This window comes from Paenibacillus sp. 01T424 (assembly GCF_056398745.1).
Map to the genome: position 1 here is coordinate 1 of NZ_JBFTPZ010000063.1, position 20,857 is coordinate 20,857.

The following is a 20,857-nucleotide window of genomic DNA, read 5'->3' on the forward strand; positions in this document are numbered from 1 at the left end:
AGACCAAGCGCGCATGGACAGGCTGCTAATAAAACAGCAATGCCGCATATGAATGCTCGGCTCCAATTCCCCGGCTCAAGAAATAATCCCCACATGAAAATCGTTGCAACGGCGAAGAGAAGCATAACAGGAACAAACCAGCTTGCAGCCGCATCTACATTTCGCTGAATGGCTGATTTCGACCGTTGTGCTTGACGAACAAGCTCCTGTATGCGGTTAAGCATCGTATCATGGCCTGCCGCCTTCGTACGAATGCGAAGCTGCGAGCTTTCATTCCAAGTTCCCGCCCACACTTGATCTCCTTCCCGCTTTGCAATCGGCAGACTCTCGCCTGTTAGCAATGATTCGTTGGTTGCGGAGTGACCGCCGCATACAATGCCATCGACCGGAATCGTTTCTCCAGCCTGTACGATGACAATATCGCCCGCTCTAACAAATTCGGTCTGAATATGTATCACTTCACCTGCCCGTTCAACCGCCGCCGTCTGACTTTGCAGTTTGCCGAAGCCGTCTGATCCGCGCTGCGCCCGCAGCGAGGCGGAAACTTCAATGTATTTACCCAGCAGGACAGCTGTGATTACAACAGCAGAAGTTTCAAAATACAATGGCGGTGCATGAGCAGCCACCTCTGAGATCGGCCGAAACAAGCCGTTCTGAAATACGACATAATGGCTGTACAGATAGGCGGCTGTCGTTCCAATAACAACAAGCACATCCATATTGGCGCTTCGCTCGCGTACCGCATGATATGCGCCGAAATAAAAAGGCAAGCCTATAGCGAATTGAATAATCGTGGCAAGTATGAGCTGCAGCCATGGAATAGTGAGCCAAGCAGGCAAATAATCAAGCATCGGCCTTAAAAACGGCAGATGCTGCATCATTCCAGTTAATAACGGTACCGTAAGTACCGCTGAAGCTATGAGTCGCAGCTTCAATATACGATGCTCCTTGTGCAAGCCTTCTTTAGCTGTCTCATTAAGCATCGCTTCAAAACCTAATTGCTTGACACGCTCAGCAATTTGTTTCGCTCCGAGCCGCTCAGGCTTAAACTGCACCCAAGCGGTTCGAAGCGGAAAGCTGACGGCAGCCATTTGAACACCATCCATTTTGCTGACTGCTTTCTCTATTCTTGCCGCACAAGCTGAGCAGCTCATGCCCTGAACCGCAAAATCTATCGTAAGGTCGCTATCCTCTACCTGATTATCATGTACCTGCTCCATTTGCAGCACCCGCCCTTCGTTCATCGCTGTTAATGCCTGTACCTCTGCGTTAAACTATATGACGGGCAAGCCAATTGCATGATTGGAACATCTGTTTACATTCTATTTGGCGCAGGAAGTCCCAGTATGTGAAGTGCATCCTGCATCGTTTGCTTATAACGCTCGGTGAGCCAAATACGCAAGCTTTTCGCTGAGCCTTCAACCTTCAAAATAGGACATGTTGCGTAGAAATGGTTAAACAATGYGGAAAGCTCATATACATACGTACAAAGCTGATTAGGAGACAGCTCCAAAGCGGCAGCTTCTAGCGTTTCTGGCCAATAAGCTAAATGTCTCAGCAATGAATGCTCTTGATTCTCAAGATCGCTAATCTCAGCTAGAGCTTGTGGGTTAAACTCAGTGTCGCCTGCTCTCTTCAAAATACTGCTGGAGCGAGCACACGTATACATCAGATAAACACCTGTATTGCCGGATATTTCGGTTGCTTGATCAAGATCAAACACAACCTCTGTTTGCAAATGAAAACGAAGCAAGTAATAACGAATCGATGCTGCTGCTATTGTACGGCTTGCCAAGCCGCCTTTACGGGATCTTTTTGCGTCTATGATTTGTTCCATTCTTACTAAGAAATCCGCTATTTTTATGCCGATTCCTTGCCTGCCTGACATCGCATACGCATGCTTGCCGTCTGACGTATCGATACCTAAACCATTTGCGGTATTAGGGCTTAATGCAACAACACCATAACTGACATGCTTTAACTGCTCTGCTTGCTCCTGAAAACCCAAAGCGAGCAATGCTTGTTTAACCATAGCCTGCGGATACTCTTGGCGCTGATCAATTACATTTATGACCATATCCGCATGACCGATTTTTTTCCTTACACCACTCGTATGCGTTGACCACAGACCATCAGAAAACTTCTGGTAACGGAAATCGTTATCGAGCAATCCAAACTTCCACAGATGGTAAGCAATATCCTTGGCCGTATAAGTCAAAATTCCGTTTGAGCGAACGAGCACTTTATCTGCGTGGAAATCCGATTGTTCCTCTTGTTCTCCGTTTTCATCAGAATGCTTCAGCACATAACAGCCCTTCAGCTTCCCTTCTGTTTCCTTGCGGAATATTCCCGTTGACTGCAGCAGTTCAAACGCGCGAGCCCAGAAGCCTTCACGCACAATATTGCTTTCCCACACCAGAACATCATACGTGATGCCAAACTGCTTCATTTCCTCGACATGCTCGCGTACAATTCTTTCTGCTACCAACAAGCCCATCCATGCTACATTCGAATGCCCTTCTTCCAGCTCTGCAAGAACCTTGGTACGTTGTTCAAGCAATTCTGGCTGCTCTTTATAAGCTCGATTAATGCTTGAATACGTATCCCAGCAAAAATCCCCAAAACGCTCGTAAGGCAGCACCGACTTTGTCTGAAGAATGCCTACCACCGTATCCGCTAATTGGTTGCCTAGATCATCAATGTAGTTGTGCACCTCAACCTGATGACCCGTCCTTCTGAGCATTCGCGCAATCGTATCGCCTACGCAGGAATTACGCAAATGACCAATATGCGCTGATTTATTTGGATTGATAGATGTATGCTCAACAAGCACTTTTTTGTTAACTGTCGTTTTCTGCGAAGATAGCTGATCTGCATTGACTGCCCACCAAGACCAATTCACATAAAAGTTAAGAAACCCGGGTGAAGCAATTTCAATCTTTTTTATGGATGAGGAAAGACTTGGATGCTTGATTAACTTTTGTTTGAAGTCGTCTGCAATCAATGAAGGTGCACGTTTTAAAAGCCTAGCAAGCTGCATCGCAATATTGCTGCTATAATCGCCATGCGCTAAGTTAACGGGATGCTCGACCGCAATTTTGAGATTTTCAGGTCGCTCTGTACGTCCCTCTTCCAGCATGCCTTGCGTTATTTCTTCAATTGCTCCAATAATCAGCTTATGAATCATTGTAATTCCTCCTATTATCAAAATAAAAAAGGCCCCCGTCTCTAAAATAAGAGACGAGAGCCATAAAGATCCCGTGGTACCACTCTAAGTGCCAAGCCTAATAAGCAGCTTGACCCCTCGTTTTCGTAACGGTCAATGACCGGATTTGCCTACTAAGTAACTTCGTTCGTTTCGGCAAACCATTTCATGGGCCCGCTTCATCTAAGACATCCGTACCGGCTTCCACTAACCCGGCTCGCTGCAACTATCGGTCCTAGACTACTGTCCCAATCGCTAATGTTGTTATTTCTAACTCATATGCTTAGAAGTATTTATACAGGAAGTGTATCGCGGTGTCAAGCTTCGCTGCATTTTTCGAACTATAACTTCCATTTGTTCAACGGTTCATCATCCCACACTTGCACTTCGATGTATCTTTCTGGTCCTCTCTCTCCTTTGGCATTCCATTCTTGAGGCAATCCAAATTCTCTTACTACTTCAAAGATCTCATTCAAAGTATAGACCTGACCTCGATAAGGCTTTCCGTCTTGGAACCTCATCGTCGGAAACAAATCTCCATAAGTAAAACTAATCGTATTTGACTCGAAATTCGACATTGGAACTTGCAGTACTTTACCTGCTGGATACCATTCTAAGAGCCATGGACATTCCCCGAGAGTCATATAATGGGGAAACTTCCGAATGGGCATGCCGCCTTTATCTATAAATAAATCTCTTGCTTTTAATTCGAGACTCCGTCGAATTTTCAAATAATCCGTGGACCGTTTGCTAGCGAAGCCTTTATTTTGAACTATGATTTCGTTTAAAACACGATCTGCTTCCTCTGGATTTAAGTCTGATAAATTGCGGAATGGACCAGTCGATTCATCATAGTAGTGATACAAGAATTCAAGCATGCCTATATTCCCCCAATCCATAAAAAGTATAATACTACTTATGGTTGCTTTTCAATATGGAAAATAGTAGAATCTATTATAGAACGTATGTTCTCATTGATAACAAAGGAGTTGCACCTTATGTTTAAGAAACTAGAATGCGTTTGCATTCACACGATCGAAATTGAGAAATCTCTTGCCTTTTACACTGCAATGGGTCTAACTGAAAGCTGGAAAATAGAACGAGCATTAGAGGATGGGTTTGTTTGGAAAATCATCGGTCTAAAATTTCCAATGAAGGACAGCTCTGAACTTGTTCTTAGCAATCATCCTGACAATAAATTTACTGAAGTTGAAATTCTTGTTGAAGATGTCCGTGAAGCACACAACGAGTTAAGCAAAAATGAAGAAATTCAATGGATTAGAACACCCTTTGCTACGGAGTCTGGGCATGTCGCTGTATTCGAAGCCCCTGATGGCAATGTATTTGTACTAGTTGGAAAATAAACCAAGAGCCGTTAAGAAGAATTGTATATGGGCCAGCCCCAGAACGGGGCCAGCACTCATATCCCAACAAACATCTTATCGGCTCTTTTTTAACTCATTTGTATTTGAAATACATAGAAGTTATTTCGTAGATTTTTGCAGCAACTGATATAAAATGACAGCTGCTTGTGCACGGCTTGCCGTTTGATTTGGTGCGAAGCTGCCGTTGCCCATGCCATTAATTGTACCTGCTGCTTGCAGCATGGCTACAGCCTCTTTGGCATATTCAGCTATTGCTGCTGCATCGTTGAACTGGGCTTTATCGTTCACTTGTTCTAACGGAATGCCCGCTTTCTGCAACGCTCTGTATGCCATTGCTGCCATATCCTGACGGCTTATTTTGTTATTAATGCCGAATGTCCCATCTGACAACCCAGTAACAATGCCTAATTGCTGAGCTGAAGCAACTGAATTATAATACCAAGCGCCTTCCTTCACATCATGGAATGTGCTGATCGCTCCTGCTTGCTTCAGGTTTAGCGTTTGAATAAGCATATGGATAAACTCTGCTCTCGTCACTGAACGATTAGGCTCAAAAGCTTGTGAAGATGCAACCGTAACGATGCCACGAGCTGCAAGCCCGATAATACTGTCTTTCGCCCATGTAACAGAAGTTATATCTTTAAAGCTTACATCGATTGAAACAGCAGCATATTTACTAAAATGAGTCGTAATAAACTTGGCTATACCTGTAACAGCATCGTATCTGCTATTCGCAAGCACTTCAAGCTTCCCATCCTCAGAAATATACAATATGACGATTTGATTTGCATTTTCGCCATTCTTCAACTCGTAAGGCACAGATACATCTACAGACAGACCATTTCCAAACTGGCTTATCATCTTGCCGCCAATGATTAAGCTGAAATCATAAACCGCATTCGTTCCAATCTGTTCACGAACCTCGCTAGACATTGTCTCGGCTGCGATTTTATTAACAATGAGTTCAATATTTCCTGTCGATTCAGTGGCTTCGAATAATGAAATCGGCAATTGAACAGTAGCAAGGCCAGCGTTGAATTCGATGGTTTTAATACCTGCCGTTTTCGCAGCTTGAACTTGCTCAACAGAAATATTGAAAGCGACCTGCTTCGCCTTATCCACAGCTTTAGCCTGGAATTTCAACAAACCGGCTTTAGCATCTGCAATAGCAACTTTCACATCGGCAGCACTGATAGATGCCTTAGCATTGCCGTTCGCATCTATAGTAACATTAATTTCCCCTGGTTTATTAGCAGGAATGCTGCCTGTGTTGCCGTTGCCGCCAGGATTAGGGTCTCCGCCGCCATTAGGCTTGCCAGCTAATACAAGCACACCGAATCGTGAGGTGTTCTCATAAGACTTTCCTGTTGGATCGTTCCACATCCATACGCTATCTCTTTTACCCGTGCCGTTATCGTCATTGTTGACCTGAAGATCAAAACCAATGATCGTCTCGTTGCTTGGAGTGATCAAATCCAAGTTGATTGCAGCCTCTACAATGTAACCCGTAGCAATATTATCAGTCCCATAAACTGTCTTCGTCACCGAAGTGTAGTTGTCATGAGAGGCATGACCGCCTACCGTATGCAGATTTTTGTAATTAATTCGATATTGACCATCATCACCCTCATAAGCGCTAGTTTTTCCATTGTTTTGGTCTACGAAAACTTCAATGGAATCATGTTCCCATGGGTTTGGACTCGCATCCGACAATTTTTTGTCGGTTACCAAAGCATAAACATAAAGATGCTTATCGTCCCACATCGTATAAAATTCAGCTTTAGATCCTTCGCCGCCTTCTACTTTAACTTGGGTAGCAAGCTTGCTGGCGCTCGCCCACATTGCATCCATTTCACCGTCGAGAATAGGCGTGCCGTATTTTGCAGTTGATACTTTTGTTCCTGAGATAAGCGTCAACTCGCCATAACCGCTGCTATTCTGATCTTGATTGTTTCCAAGATCGCTCCACGAAATGATACTGCCATTCTTGCCATGCTCAGTACCGTCATCTGAACCAGAATCTGTGACGCGAATATCAAAAGATACTTTGCTGTCCACTGCGCTTCCGCTTAACGGAATAGCAGCAGTAATTGTATAACCTTTATTCGTTTCTACAGCGTTAGCTACCCCTCTTTCAACCTGTACCTTTTTAATTTCATTTCCGCTCTTCACGAACAAATCGACCTTATCACCAGCAAATTTCGATGGATCAGTCACGATTGCCTTTACATAGATATTATTTTCATCCCACAGCACTTTCATAGCAGCATCTAATACGCCGCTCTTCTCCAATGAAATAGCTGGAATTGTACTCCAGAAAATATCATTGATGTTGCTTGGGTTTGGACTTCCATTTGCAGCATTTGCAGTTTTCTTCACCGCTACCAGCTTCGTTGGATCAACCATTCCCCAATAAGCAGGTTTCGCTTGGAAGTTTTTATCGAAAGCAAATGGCGCGTCTTGACGAGTGACCGGACGATTGTGGAGCCATGTATGGTCGTCAGCGATTCCCCAGAAGGTAACATTACTTATCCAGCCTTCCGGATTTTCAGCTGTCCTGCCCATATCATCCAATTTCTCAATTCTTCGAACAACTCTTTAAAACGGTAACCTTGTTTGGCAAGCAAATCTTGAGGCACTTCTTGATAGGCATCCGTGTTGTTCGAATAAACCGAGACATCAAATTCAGTTAATTGGTTGTCGAAGCCGGCCTCACCGAACATCTTAATTGAATTCGAAATTTGCTGAATTGACGGTCCGCTAATGTTAATATGAGTTTGGTGGCCAACCGAATCAATAGGCACACCTTCTGCTTTTAATCTCTTTACAAGGGTTAATAAAAAGTTTGCTTTTTGCGGATTATTTGTTCCGTAATCATTAATAACTAGCTTGGAATCCTTAGCCTTTGCATATTTTATCGGGTCCTGCGCATACAACTCATCGAGCAATCTACGCGTTTCAGTAAAGGCAACTTTAATGAAATCTTCGCCTGTTAATTGATACCATAAACTATTACGCATACCATTCGGCCTGCCCTCATCAATGACCTCATTCACGACATCCCAATCCGTCGCGACGTCTGCATATCTTGGTACCACTGCGCTTAAGTAATCTTTTAGCCGACTGAGAACAAGCGCTTTGTTTTCTGGAGTTGGACTCAATACGGTGCCATTATCATCGTTAAACATCCAGTTTGCTGCTTGTTCATGCCACACAAGCGTGTGGAATCGCATGTTTACTTTGTTGTCTCTTGCGTATTTGGCAAGCCTATCCGCACTCTCGAAATTGTAAGTTCCCTTTGTTGAATTAATTGAACCAGGCTTCATTGCATTCTCAGCAACGACTGAACTGAAATGCATATCTAGAAGTTCTCTGCTTTTCCCTTCAAGCTGAATCGGCTCTAGCGCTGCCCCTACTTTGAAATAATTTTGATAAACATCCTTCAGCTTCGCTAGATCTGTCTGAACAGGTAGGGATGTCTTAGGCGGCGGTTCCGTCATTAAGACATTAATATCGTCGATATAATAAGCGTCACTTACACCCGAACTTTCAACATAGAAGCTTAAATCTGTTAAATTCGAATTGAAACTAAATGTCCCCTTAAGCTGTACCCAATCTGTCGAAGTTACTGCTGCTGAGGCAATGCTTACCCAGCTATATGAACCACTTGCATCCAGTTCAGCCGATAACTTTATCGTTCTGGAAGCGGAAGGCGTTTCAGTAAGCTTGACGAAAGCTGTAACCTCATATTTTGCATTTCTGGTCATTTTGTCGAATACACTAACGGCCGGCCCGTTCCAGTCCAACGAACGGCCTGTCGTTTTCAAGCTGTATTGGCCTGACTTTTGCTGTTCTTGTGATACCGCTACGGCTACGCCCTCTCCCCTTGGTTTCCAGCCTTCTACTGTACCGCCATCAAAGTTATAGCCGAATTCCAATGGCCCAATCGGAGTACCTCCACCACTACCAGGGTTTTCAGTTGGTGTATGATCTACGATCAAGAGATCATCAATAAACACGTCAGCAGTCGACGAAACTGTCTCCAAATACATCGTCATAGCTTTTGAGCCAGTAGGTCTCGTATACGATGTTTTCGAGAAGGTTGTCCAGCTTTGATCATCAATGTTTTGGTTGCCCACGATCCAATCAAAGTTATTCGTTTGATCGGTCATTCTCATCGTAACATGCGCTTGATCTGTACCTGCTCCTAGCTTTACTTTAAACGAAATATCGTAACTATGTCCCTCTTGAAGCAAAGCATTGAGCTCAATGCTCGGGCTGCAGCTAACACTCCCCCGCCCAGATAACTTCAAAGCTTTTGATCCCGTTGCGGCCTGCTCTGAAGAAACGGCTGCCTGCGGAGTGCCTCCGCTGCAATTAAACGGCTGCCAGCTGCCAGCATTTCCATCCTCAAACCCATTTTGAAGCACTGTTGTAGATGCTGCTTGAGCTGTGTTCCCGAATCTTCCTATCGGCGTCAGCATACCGAAGAGCAAAATGAACGCCAATAGCATACTTAACTTCCTTCGCATTTCCATCCCCCTTATCTTAATACGAATTGATAACGCTTACACAAAAATCTTATCAAAGCAGAAAGGAATAAAATACCTGAAGAAATATAGATTGTGCTCTAAAAATAATAGTTATATTTATTACTTTAACTAGAGATTTACAGTTTACAAGGGATGAGTTCCACCCAAAGCAGTCGACAATTATCCGCACAAAAAAGACCCTTATCTCACAAATGAGAAAAGGGTTTAACCATTATTATCATTACGTTTAGTTAAAATCGCATAATACGGAACTGCACATTAGAGAGATCAACAAGCTTTACATACACTTTTGTTCATTCTCTGTAACTCCATTATTATCAACGGTTAACTTCGTGCTCCCAGAAAGGGATTCTGTATAACCGCAAGCAACAGTCTCCTTCGTCATTCCCCTGTCATCCGTATATTTCAAGTATACGGCACCTTCACCTGTTAATTTCAATTGCGGTTTTATTCGAACCGTGTCGCCAGCTTTTATTATTTTTGCATAGCTATGCTTTTCAAGGCTTGAAATAATTCCAGTTTCAACCGAAACGATATCATAATCCGATTGATTATTAATCGTCACAGAGAAGCTCTGCAGCATTCCGAAATTGTCAGTATTTGTTCTAAGCCAGTTGAATAAAAAAATGACAAGCAGCAAAGAGAAAACGCCTAATAACATATATCCCATTTTTTTGCTCAATATGGCTCCTCCCTCTCTTCAAGGTATTCATCTGATTATCGATGCGTTTTTCCGAAATATGCATGAAGACTAACTTCTTCCTGATATGTAATAAGACACTCTTCCTATTAAAAAAGTAACATGTCGTTAAAAAATGTTTAAAAAGAAGGGTGTTTTAAAAAGTTAACTTCGGAATCCATACCCAAGCTTTACATCTATTAATTTTCGAGAAAAGAACCTTCGTTTCCACTTTTACAGTTTATTGGAAGGTTCTTTCTACATCCATAAAGTCTACTCACTCACGCCCTTTTGGGGACAGTTTCTAAACTTAGAATTTTGTTCTATAAAATAAAATAGCCTGTGGCCTTTTGTTCCACTAGGAACAAACAGGCACGCAGGCCAAGTACAATGAAATTTATAGTAGTGGCCATTAGGCCATATTAATTGGCTATAGTCTGTTCATTTATTAAATCTATTGCTCGGTTAAAATAATCGGACCATTTTCTGTAATAGCAAGCGTGTGCTCGTATTGCGCAGATAAACCGCCATCGATCGTTCTAGCCGTCCATCCGTCTTCATCGATTTTGCTGTGGTACTTCCCAGTATTAAGCATAGGCTCAATTGTCAAAACCATCCCGGCCTTTAAACGTGTACCTCGATTCGGCGGGCCATAATGAGGCACTTGAGGCTCCTCATGCATTTTCTGACCAATACCGTGACCTATAAAATCTCTTACAACCGAGAAGCCTTGTGCTTCAGCAAAAGCTTGAATCGCATGAGATATGTCGCCGATTCTGTTTCCGACTACAGCCTGCTCTATCCCTTTATACATGGATTCCTTTGTCACATCAAGCAGCTTTTGTGATGTTTCCGATATATTGCCGACTGCATAAGACCAAGCGGAATCTGCTAACCAACCGTCTAGGTTGACTACCATATCAATGGTTACGATATCACCATCGACTAATGCCCGCTCACTTGGAAAACCGTGGCATATTACATCATTAACCGAGGCACATGTTGCAAAAGGGTAACCGTGATATCCTTTTTGTTCAGGAGTTGCTCCATTCTTTTGCAAAAAAGCTTCGACAAATTTATCAATCTCTAATGTCGTTTTGCCTGCTTGAATAAATGTACGCAGCTCTCGGTGGCAAGCAGCTAAAATTTCACCAGCTTTTTTCATCTTTGCTATTTCTTCACTCGTCTTGATAACAATCATTTCAATCACCCAATCCTTTACTTCATGGACAATGATGCCTGAAGTATTTTTCTAAAAAACAATGTGATTCTAAGGATACCTCAAATGGTAAAAAAAATATATCCAAACTGCACAAAAACCGTCAGCATGTTGTCAGTTGCGTGTTCTCATTATATGTGCAAATGTCTCTGAGTGTGTAGAGAAGCATTATAAGGTTTTATCCCTTAGGGAGAGATAGCAGCTTATCACGAAGCTCGATATATGCATGATCCCAGCCCATTTTCGCAAAAAAGCGAAGACCGTCCAGACCTTTAAAGTATCGAGCTCCAATAAGCCGTTCTTTAAAGTTTTCAATTGGTTTGCCTAAATGCTCATAATGAACACGGAATGCTTCACCCAAATCTATACCAGGTACTGCTTCTTCTATCGTCGCTATATCGATCATAAAGTCGCCATAGATGAAACCTGCATCTATAATTCCGGTAATGCTGCTGCCATCAGAAATAATATTCCACTCATGACAATCATTATGAACAAAATGTCTATGTGCTGCGTTATAGCTGCAAAATGCCAACAGCCTCGAATATATCTCTTCAAAAACATCACGCTCTAAACAGGTCGTCTGATACAGCTCATGCCAGTTTTCCCAAAAGGTTCCCTCCTGATTCTCTGCAAAAAACGATGCTACAAATGACTCCCAATCCGCATATTGACCATTTTTTCCGTCGATGACCGGGCCATATCCTGTTGTTTGTCCTAAATGAACCTGATTCATCTTGGAGATGACATGAACCAAATCCGGCACAACGGCCATTTTTTGCTCAGCCTGCAAATCCGCCAGTACGATTCCAAGCTTTCGCTCAGAAATACAATAGGAGAAATGCCGCTCTTCACCGATACCGCAAACTTTCGGATAAGGCAACTCTTGTGAAGAAAGCAGATTTGAAATCGTCTCTTCCTGCAGAAATGATTCTTTGGATGAATTGAAGCGTATTACATATGGTTCATTTGCCCATTCGAAGAAAAAAACGCTGCTGAAATTACCGCCTTCATTAGCCATAATATGGCTTACTTCGCTTCCAAAGTGACACTGCAGCACCGTATTCACTTCTTGAATCGATAAGCTCGGTTTCGTGTGCGACATAATCAAGCCCCCCTATAATTCGGATTAAATATAGCTTGATTTCGTTAAACGCAGCAAGAGAAACAATAGATATATTCATTTGATACTTTTACCTCAGGTGATCTATTCCTGCATTCGAATATGCAAATAAAAAAAGCCCGCAATGGGCTTTTTTAGAAACCTATTATTCTATTATTCTCCAGTAGCTACTTCGCCTTGCCATTGAAGCATGCCGCCAGCTACGTTTACTACTTTATAACCTTGAGATTCGAGGTAATCACAAGCTTTCCCGCTGCGACCGCCGCTGCGGCAAATAATAAGGATCTCTTCTTCCCCTTGCTGAAACTCATCAATCCGCTCTTGGAGCGACGATAGCGGGATGCTGCGCGCTTCTTTAATATGGCCTTCTTGCCACTCCTCTGTTTCACGAACATCAACTAGATTTAAGGTTTTACCTTCCTTCAACTGGCTCTCTAACTCGGCTGTCGTAATCTCTGAGTACATGTTACCCATCCCTTCAAGCGTTGCATTTAAATTTTCATTTACAAGCATTGTAACGCTACGGCCAGCTCATGTCTATCTTGATTAACCCACTTAATTATTAATAGCATTAATTAATTGGAACATACTCGCCGCTCCATTCATATTGGTAGTCATTACTTATCCGTATGTACCCTAGTATAAAGCGTTGTCTTTCCCTGTAAAAAACATCTGAGTAGTTCTGATTGTCTCGATTACCCTCAGCTACGAGTAACTGAGTATCCTCGCAACTCAAAATGATGCCAATATGATCATGAGGCTCATCAGATAGCAGCTTATCGTAAATGACAATATCGCCTCGCTGAGGTGTAAATCCTTCCTGCCCATCCTTATAAAAAAATCCGATTTCAGGCAGTTGTGCCCATTCCAGCCAAGCAGCTACACCCGCAAAACGACAAACACCATTCGGGTAACGAATGGGGAGACGAAATCCTGCCAATTTGCAGCAATAATAAACAAATGCAGCGCACCAGCTATTTTTCAACACTTTATGGATATCAGAGTCCGGCCAATATCGGCATATTTCTCTATACCGTTCATCGCCAGGAACGCCAATAATATCTTTAGCCGCAAGCGACTCTGCGATGTCAGCAAGCAGCTCGCGCGTAGTTGAACGCTCATCCGTCCCGCCAGTATCACAGTTTATTAACGCTCCTACAAACTTGGCAGGAATCATAAGTTCATTTAATACCTTTTCAAGTCTACTTTTACCGTCCTGATCAAAACAATGATTTGGCTGGTGAAGATACAATTGCAATAAATAGGCGTCCTTTAAAATTTCTTCATAAGGCCATTGGCTTCTGCTTCTGTCTTCATAATAAAAGATCGCTCTAAGAATTGTATTTTGCTCTTCCTTCGTAAACAGATCCAAATCCCGAATAAAAGGTCGTACGGATTCTGCGCTGTTAAGACCAGAAAACTCACTAATACCGGTTTTGTAATCATAATATCGGTGAAGCAATGCTGCGATTGAAGCGAGCTCAGCATCCTGTCCTCTTTTCATTGCCAACATGGAGGCCAAGCTAGCAACGCCGAATAAATGAATAGACGCTTCTTGTTTTTTCACCTCATTATTGATCGATGAAATCAATTCTTGGACAAAAAAACGAATGCTTTCCATTCGATGTTCTTTTTTTATCATGTTCAAATGGGCACCTCCTCCGCATTAATAGTAGTATACTAACGCTTCTTTCTGTTTTTAGCTGCAAGTAGACGATTGATCGTGGCTCCGTTATCTGCTTTACCTTGCATATTAGCTCGACTCGAATCTAGTTCTCTTGCAACACTGGGATCATTTTCTTGCGTGCGCTCCACCTCTCTGGTTGGCACTTGTACGCTCGTGTTCCTTGCAATAGAAACATTCACTTTTTCCTCATCGTCTCGTTTGCCCGAAGCATCTCCCGATTGACCTTTTTCTTCACGATATCGTGGATGGTTATCTCCGCTATAAAAACGGACTGCTTCTGACTTTCTTTCCTTTAAGCGACTCACAGAGCTTGACGAATGGCCACTTAAGGCTCTTTCGTTATCTCGCTGGATTGATAACTTCGTTTTTCTAGTTTGGATAAGCAGCTGAAACCTACGTTTCCATGAAATAGACAATCTGCGAATGGCGATATCGAGCAGCCATAGCAGCAGTGCTGCCACGAGAAGGCCATGTGTCCAGTTATAAACTTGCCGTGTAAGAACAGGTTCAAATTGGAAGGCTTGCTTTGGGTCTGTTGGATCTAACATTCTTCCACTAGTTGTGGCGGCCACCTGTTCAAGCAGCTTTAAACCATCCTGATTTGCGATTCGATATTCTGGCGAATAAGGGATCACAAATCCTGCCGTATTCCCATTTTGAATAGACGAATGACTATCCCCTTGACCAATTTGCACCAAATAAACACCGGGTTCAGTAACTGCTAGCTTCGTTTCAAATTCACCAGGTGCCACTGGCATTAACCGCTTCCGTTCGCTTTCTCCCTCTTGATTCAGAATACCTGCAGAAAGCTTGCTGTCAGCCCCTGCTCCCTCTGCCTGTGAATGAACGGTTAACTTTGCTTCATTACCATCTACTTGTGCAGTAATGGAATAAGGAGCATGCTCAAACTGTGGAAACGTCCATTTTACCCAATCAACGAAAACTTTAGGAAGCTCTGCCCATTGCACCCATTGGCTTGACCATTTTCCGCTTAAATCACTAGTCCATGCAACCGTCCTTCCAGAACCATAAGACCAGCGTGCGAGGAGTGGATCGCCTTCAGGTGTCCATAATGCAATCTCAGCTGTTTCTTTCGGCGTAGTTGCTATATAGGCATGGATTGCAGGCAATCCATTGCGCCAAAGGGAAGACCACTCTCCTGCTTGACCGATACTTGGGGTGAAGGTTTGCTCCACGACGTACGTTCTAGACATCATCACGGTCTCTCGGCTAAAAATAGCGGGAAGCGTGCTTTCGTCTTTCGTAAAGTAATACCGTCCTTTGGCATTTTTGGCCAGCTGCTCAAGCAGATTTTGATCAGCGCCTTCTCCTACAGCAACTGTCGACAACGTCATATTTTTCTCATTCATTGCATCTGTAATCGTATTGTAGTTGGCATTCGTTGAAGATTGACCATCCGTCARCAAAATCATGTGCTTGCGCTGTGCGTCAAGCTTATATAAACCTTCATAACCTTCATTCAGCGCTGAAAATATTTCGGTGCCTCCTTCAGGCTGAATGCTTTGGATTTGATCAAGGACAGCTTGGCGATCTGTAAGCTTCGTCGGCTTTACAACCCACCAAGGCGAAGAATCAAACGCAACTACTCCTACTGTATCTGTATCTCGCAGCAGCTCAATCGTTCGCATGGCAGCTTCTTTCGCAAGGTCAAGCTTGCCATCCGACATGCTTCCAGATCGATCAATGACGAGTACAAGTCCTAGCGATGGAATTTGTTTTCTTCCTTGCAAGTCCATATATACGGGTAACGCACGCTCAACTGGCGTTTTGAAATAACCGCCAAGCCCAAAGCTTTCGTCACCTCCGACCATCATCAAGCCTACCCCATAATCGCTAACGGCTTTTGCAATCCATTCCATAGGCTTCTCAGCTATACGCGCAGCGGATACATTATTCATAATAATGCTGTCATATGCTGCATATTGTGCTAGCTCGACCGACAATTGCTCTGGCATGATCGTCTCGTAACGGATGATGGAAGCTTGCAGTGCAGCTTCTATGTTAGCTGAGGAATCAGGGACGCCTTCCACAATTAATACATTTGGTGGACCACTTACCCGGCTAAAGGCATGTGCTGTATTATTTGCCGGCTGTTCATCGCCTGCCGTAAATATTTCAGCTCTAAAACGGTGAAAGCCCGGGTCCAGCGCAACGCTTTGCAGCGAATAACGATTTTCGCCTCTTTCAAGCTGGATATCCGAAACTGAGAGCTCAGTATCATCTGCATATAGTCGAAGCTGCGCCTGACCCGCAATTGTACTGTTAATGGCAATCTCAAAGGTAAAAGTCTCCCCTTGCTTAAGAGCTGCCGGTACATTCAGTTCTTCAATCGAGGTATCCGTTACAACCGAAGTGTTGATATGGACAACATCAACGGAAATACCTGCATTTTTGAGCATACGTGCTTGTCGAAGTACATCACCTGTATTTTCTGCACCATCAGAGAGCAGAACAATACGTCCTCCGCCTTCTTTTTGCAGCATAGCTCCTGCTAACTGAAGCCCTTGTGACAGATCGGTATAGTTCCGATTGACATTCGCTTGGAAATTAAACTCGGTATCCCCTGCTAAGTCCTTATTCGTAACCGTCCGTTCAACTGCCGCATTCAACCCCGAAGAAATGATTCCTCCCCGATCAGCTTCTTCTTTAGCAGTCCACGCCTCATTTATCCACTGGCCTATACGTTTGTCGGCTCGCATGCTCTCTGACCTGTCAGCGACAAATACGAGGCTGCGCTGCTCTCGCTCAATAAACGGCTGGACTTGAGCTGCAATTGCAATCAGGAGTAACAGTATAATCGATCGTGTGGCAATAGACATTATTTTTCTGCGGCCGCGAAGTCGAAGGGTCATTTTGAACATCCAAACGATATATAAAAGCCAAGGAAGCAGCAATAGAAACGCGAGCGGGAACTCAGCCTGAAAGCCCACGGCGATACACCTCCCATTCAGCTGCCATTATGAAGAGCAATAAAATCACAATATACAATTGCAATGATATCTGCTGTTCATCTGTTGAACGATCTATGCCGGGAGCTGGAGTGAGCTCAGAGGTTGCGTTCGGCAAAAACACCTCTGCATCGGCTCCATTTTTCTGAAGCTCCTCATGATCAACCGTGACAGCGAGCATCCGACTGCTTACAGCCATTTGATCTATGTCGCTTTCTACGAGGCGGTATAACCCTGGAATGGAGGGTGCGATATATAATCCAGCTGAATCCAAATCAAGCTCTGCTGACTGACGAAGCAGCGCACGCTCAGCTCGAGAGTCTCCTCCTGTAAGCTCAACCGCTTCCCAAACCGCTTTAACCGTATTCGTATGTAGAGAAATTTCCATTAACTGCTCAGAAATGACAGAACCAAGCTCAAGGCGAGAACCGCCGCTCATCCACTGTGCAGCTTGAAGGATAAGAATCGGAAACTCTGGCCGGAGCGGCAAATCTGTATCTTGAAAATTAAAAGTAAAGCGAAGCTTCGCCTTGCCATTCTCCTTGCCTGCATAAATTGCTGGTATTCCGCCATAGCTAAGTACCGGCTCTCCCCATAAAAGCTCAGATGCATCAGGCTTCTCCAGTCGACCAATATGCGTATCAGCAAATGTGATATAAGTCGTAAGGGGATGCTCCTTCTTCTCTACTCTCGTGTTCGTTGGAATACTTGCTGTTTCATCCGATTGATCGGGATGATCGATCATCCATAGCGGCTTTGATTTAAGCAGCAGGGACCATTCAGAGTCGGCCAGCAGCCGTTCATTCATCCCATCTAAAATAATCCAATCCAGTCTATTAACCTGCTCACCTGTTGGAACGGCGCTGTCTGGACTTATTTTTACCGTTTGGACGCCTGCCAGCTGAAGTGCTTTCTCCAGAAACAAATTTCCTTCCGAAATGAGAAGTGCTTGCCTAGCACTTGGAATTGTCGGAAATTGAAATGCCGTGTTATCAATGACAACAGCATCCATGCGTTGTTCAATTCTGGCCTTGTAATAAAGGGCTGGAGGAAGATCGACGATCTCCACGCTTTCCCACTCGCCTGCTGGAACAATAACGGTTCGATTTGCAGCTAGAATCTGCTTTTTCACGTCACTCTCATCATTTGCAGCGAATACATCAAGGTTTACCGTCTGCTCCCGCTTGCTGTCATTTTTTATCGTAATCATACCCACACTTTTACCGCTATCGTTCGAATCTGCTTTGATGCCAAAATATAAAAGCGATACATTGCTGTCAGAGCTCGCTTGTCCTACGATTACACGCTCAACTTTTGCATGCAGGTTGAGCTTGTTGGCTTCTGCAGCATCTGACCACTGGCCATCTGTAAAAATTACGACCTCTCCATTTGAATCCTCTTGCAACAAAGAATCTGCTAACGAAAGGGCTGCGGTATGATCTGTTTTTCCATAAAAAGGTGTTATCGCTTGCAGTTGTCGTTTCATCTGCTCTTTGTTTCTTTGGCGATTCGTCAACACTTCAGGCTGCGCACCTGTGGCAACAATCGTAATCAATCGAGCATTTGATTGTTTGTCAAGCCAGATCTCTGCTGCTTCTATTGCTGATTCAAGGCTTGTCTTCGCAGTAAGATTGTTGTCTCCTGTTTTTGCCGACATGCTTGCAGAACGATCAATGAGGAGGACAGCATGACCAAATGGTGCTGCCTGCCTCATGACTATTGGCTCCATTAAAGCGAAAACGAGTATTAGAGCAACGAGCAGCTGCAAAATGAGAAGCCAGCGGCTGCGGAGCTTTTGCCATGGCCGATTCGCTTCCTGCTCCTGCAATACCCGTCTCCATAGCAGGTGACTAGCGATATGCTGGTTCTTATAGGTTCTCTTTAGGATATACATGGCAGCGATAGCTGGCAACGCAAATGCAAACCAAGCCGATGCCACGGACAAAAACTGCATCCAATACCCTCCAATCCATTCTAATCATGCTTTAAAGAGATCTAGGAAAGTACATATGCAAAAACCTTATAAAGCGATAAATCTAGCTGTTAAGTACATGCGAGGACAAAAAAGTGTGTCTAACCGTTTCCGCTAATGAAACACCAGTATTGACGAAAATATAGGAGGCGCCGCGTGCTGCGCATACGCTCTTCAGTTCATTTTGAAAGCCTGCAACTGCACTGCGGTATTCCTGAAGCAGCTTTTGACCTATCGCTACTTCCTTTCCCGTCCCCAACTCGCTGTCAATTAGCTTGAGTTCTCCGCTCAAATCGGGGCTCAACTCATCAGGCGACAATAGATGTACCAGCACAACCTGTTGACCTGCTGCTGTTAATGAAATGAGAGTCTCTTCGATTCCCTGTTCAAACATAGCATCTGTAAGTACCCACGCGGAACCAGAACGTCTCGGCATTGCAGCTGCCGTCTGGAATGGTGCTGCCATGTTAACGAATTTTGTTGCGGCAGAGGAAGAAGAATCGCTATCCCTCTCCAACTGCTGCATGGCATCTGCTAAAAAATGAAAAAGCTTTGATGAAGAAACACGTCCATGCAGCGGCTGCAGCTCCTTAATGATCGTATCACGAAACAAACGCACCGAAATTCGATCATCTCCGCAAAGGGCAATATGCCCTAAGCATGCAGCTAGTCTTAATGCATATTGAAGCTTGTTTGTATCTGAATGTCCAAAAGCCATGGATTGTGATACATCGATGTAGAGGCTAACCTGCAGCTCTTGTTCATCCCAATATTGCCGAATAAAAGCTTTGCCTGTTCGGCCGTAAACATTCCAATCTATTCGGCGGATATCATCACCGGATGAATAAGGCCGATAATCAGCAAATTCTTGCGATCCGCCAAGCGAGCTGGAGCGCCTTTTGCCTGCCAGCAAACCTTTGATGCGGTTACCTGCACGAATACGCATTCGTTCAAGCTCCGTAAGAAAAGATAGATTAGGAAATAATAGCTTCAAAGCTTCCTGATTCGAAAGTCCGGCAGATGGAGAATAGGCATTCTGTAATGAATTTGCTGATTCTTTGCTCACGCTCATCGCGCGGCCTCCACAGCCGTTAAAATGGCTTCGGACATCTGGTCGCTCGACAAGCCCATCGCTTGTGCCTCATAGCTAAGCACGAGTCGATGCCGAAGCACCGGCAAAGCCGTTTGCCGAATGTCATTCCAAGAAATATGAAGCCTTCCAGCTGATAATGCTCTAACTTTACTAACAGCGATAATGGCTTGAACAGCACGCGGTCCCGCTCCGAATCGTACGTATCGTTTAACCTCTTCAGGTGCGTCAGGCTCGCCAGCATGCGACATCATAACAACCTTAACCGCTAAATCAAGCACATCATCGGCGACTAAAATCTGTTTAGCAGACATCTGCAGATCCAATAATTCAGCCGCGGAAAGGACAACCGATACTTTGGGCTGAGTAATTGAAGTTGTGCGGAGCACGATTTGTTTAAGCTCCTCGCGGCTTGGATAATCCACTCCAATTTTGAGCAAAAAACGATCAAGCTGCGCTTCTGGCAGCGGATAGGTTCCCTCTTGTTCTATCGGATTTTGGGTAGCCAGCACAAAAAAAGGTTTTGGCAGCTGATGCGTCTCCCCGCCTGCTGTTACCGTACCCTCTTGCATAGCTTCCAGCAATGCGCTTTGTGTTTTGGGCGTCGCCCGATTGATTTCATCAGCGAGCACTAAATTTCCGAAAATCGGGCCTGCTTGAAACCGATGTGCGGCTGCGCCTTGGGTACCAAAATCTATCAATGTTGTACCCGTAATATCCGAAGGCATTAAATCAGGCGTAAATTGGATACGAGAAAACTGTAAAGAGATGCAATCCGCAACAGTCCGGATCAGCATCGTTTTGCCAAGGCCTGGTATTCCTTCGAGAAGGGCATGACCTCCGGCAAGCAAACACCAGAGCAACTGCTCCACAACGGCTTGCTGACCGACGATGACACGGCCAATCTCTTTTTTCAATGCAGCAATCCGCGCGGCAGCCTCATCTAACTGTGCTTTGGATTCAATCATATCGGAT

15 protein-coding genes and 1 other annotated feature are annotated in these 20,857 nt (G+C 44.2%); of the genes, 1 reads left to right on the plus strand and 14 read right to left on the minus strand.

Annotated elements, in window-relative coordinates; genetic code table 11:
* The 3 genes from AC1DPK_RS30970 to AC1DPK_RS30980 all read right to left on the minus strand — a co-directional run.
* A partial coding sequence (locus AC1DPK_RS30970; RefSeq protein WP_477512652.1) for a heavy metal translocating P-type ATPase occupies positions 1-1,220 on the minus strand: 1,220 nt, incomplete at its 3' end.
* A 95-nt stretch (positions 1,221-1,315) separates the two neighbouring features.
* Positions 1,316-3,187 carry an arginine--tRNA ligase gene (locus AC1DPK_RS30975; protein WP_477512653.1) on the minus strand — a complete coding sequence of 624 codons (1,872 nt, stop codon included), beginning with the start codon at positions 3,185-3,187 and terminating at the stop codon, positions 1,316-1,318.
* Between the two features lie 46 nt (positions 3,188-3,233).
* Positions 3,234-3,470, minus strand: a binding site (T-box leader).
* 76 nt (positions 3,471-3,546) lie between these two features.
* Entirely contained in the window at positions 3,547-4,083 is a 537-nt protein-coding gene (locus AC1DPK_RS30980; protein ID WP_477512654.1) for a hypothetical protein, read from the minus strand.
* A gap of 120 nt (positions 4,084-4,203) precedes the next feature.
* Between AC1DPK_RS30980 and AC1DPK_RS30985 the strand changes: the two genes are divergently transcribed.
* Entirely contained in the window at positions 4,204-4,569 is a 366-nt protein-coding gene (locus AC1DPK_RS30985; protein ID WP_339209049.1) for a VOC family protein, read from the plus strand.
* A 120-nt stretch (positions 4,570-4,689) separates the two neighbouring features.
* On the opposite strand, the gene AC1DPK_RS30990 is transcribed toward AC1DPK_RS30985, so the two are convergent.
* The 11 genes from AC1DPK_RS30990 to AC1DPK_RS31040 form a co-directional block, all read right to left on the minus strand.
* Entirely contained in the window at positions 4,690-7,155 is a 2,466-nt protein-coding gene (locus AC1DPK_RS30990) for a sugar-binding protein (protein ID WP_477512655.1), read from the minus strand.
* On the minus strand, positions 7,119-9,122 hold the full coding sequence (locus AC1DPK_RS30995) for an endo-1,4-beta-xylanase (RefSeq protein ID WP_477512656.1): 2,004 nt from the start codon (positions 9,120-9,122) through the stop codon (positions 7,119-7,121). The genes AC1DPK_RS30990 and AC1DPK_RS30995 overlap by 37 nt, the downstream gene beginning before the upstream one ends.
* 298 nt (positions 9,123-9,420) lie before the next feature.
* Complete coding sequence (locus AC1DPK_RS31000) at positions 9,421-9,825, minus strand: hypothetical protein (protein ID WP_441884692.1); 405 nt, start codon at positions 9,823-9,825, stop codon at positions 9,421-9,423.
* Between the two features lie 451 nt (positions 9,826-10,276).
* Positions 10,277-11,023 carry a type I methionyl aminopeptidase gene (gene map, locus AC1DPK_RS31005; RefSeq protein ID WP_441884758.1) on the minus strand — a complete coding sequence of 249 codons (747 nt, stop codon included), beginning with the start codon at positions 11,021-11,023 and terminating at the stop codon, positions 10,277-10,279.
* 196 nt (positions 11,024-11,219) lie between these two features.
* A complete protein-coding gene (locus AC1DPK_RS31010; RefSeq protein ID WP_477512657.1) occupies positions 11,220-12,146 on the minus strand; it encodes an aminoglycoside phosphotransferase family protein in 927 nt (308 codons plus the stop codon).
* A 171-nt stretch (positions 12,147-12,317) separates the two neighbouring features.
* On the minus strand, positions 12,318-12,629 hold the full coding sequence (locus AC1DPK_RS31015) for a rhodanese-like domain-containing protein (RefSeq protein WP_477512658.1): 312 nt from the start codon (positions 12,627-12,629) through the stop codon (positions 12,318-12,320).
* A 106-nt stretch (positions 12,630-12,735) separates the two neighbouring features.
* Complete coding sequence (locus AC1DPK_RS31020; RefSeq protein ID WP_477512671.1) at positions 12,736-13,806, minus strand: CHAP domain-containing protein; 1,071 nt, start codon at positions 13,804-13,806, stop codon at positions 12,736-12,738.
* 38 nt (positions 13,807-13,844) lie between these two features.
* Positions 13,845-16,802 (minus strand): VWA domain-containing protein, encoded by a 2,958-nt coding sequence (locus AC1DPK_RS31025; protein ID WP_477512659.1) that lies wholly within the window; start codon positions 16,800-16,802, stop codon positions 13,845-13,847.
* Entirely contained in the window at positions 16,786-18,774 is a 1,989-nt protein-coding gene (locus AC1DPK_RS31030; protein WP_441884702.1) for a vWA domain-containing protein, read from the minus strand. The genes AC1DPK_RS31025 and AC1DPK_RS31030 overlap by 17 nt, the downstream gene beginning before the upstream one ends.
* 82 nt (positions 18,775-18,856) lie before the next feature.
* Positions 18,857-19,864 (minus strand): DUF58 domain-containing protein, encoded by a 1,008-nt coding sequence (locus tag AC1DPK_RS31035; RefSeq protein WP_477512660.1) that lies wholly within the window; start codon positions 19,862-19,864, stop codon positions 18,857-18,859.
* Positions 19,861-20,850: an AAA family ATPase gene (locus AC1DPK_RS31040; protein ID WP_477512661.1), complete on the minus strand. Its 990-nt coding sequence runs from the start codon at positions 20,848-20,850 to the stop codon at positions 19,861-19,863. The genes AC1DPK_RS31035 and AC1DPK_RS31040 overlap by 4 nt, the downstream gene beginning before the upstream one ends.
* Between the last annotated feature and the right edge of the window lie 7 nt (positions 20,851-20,857).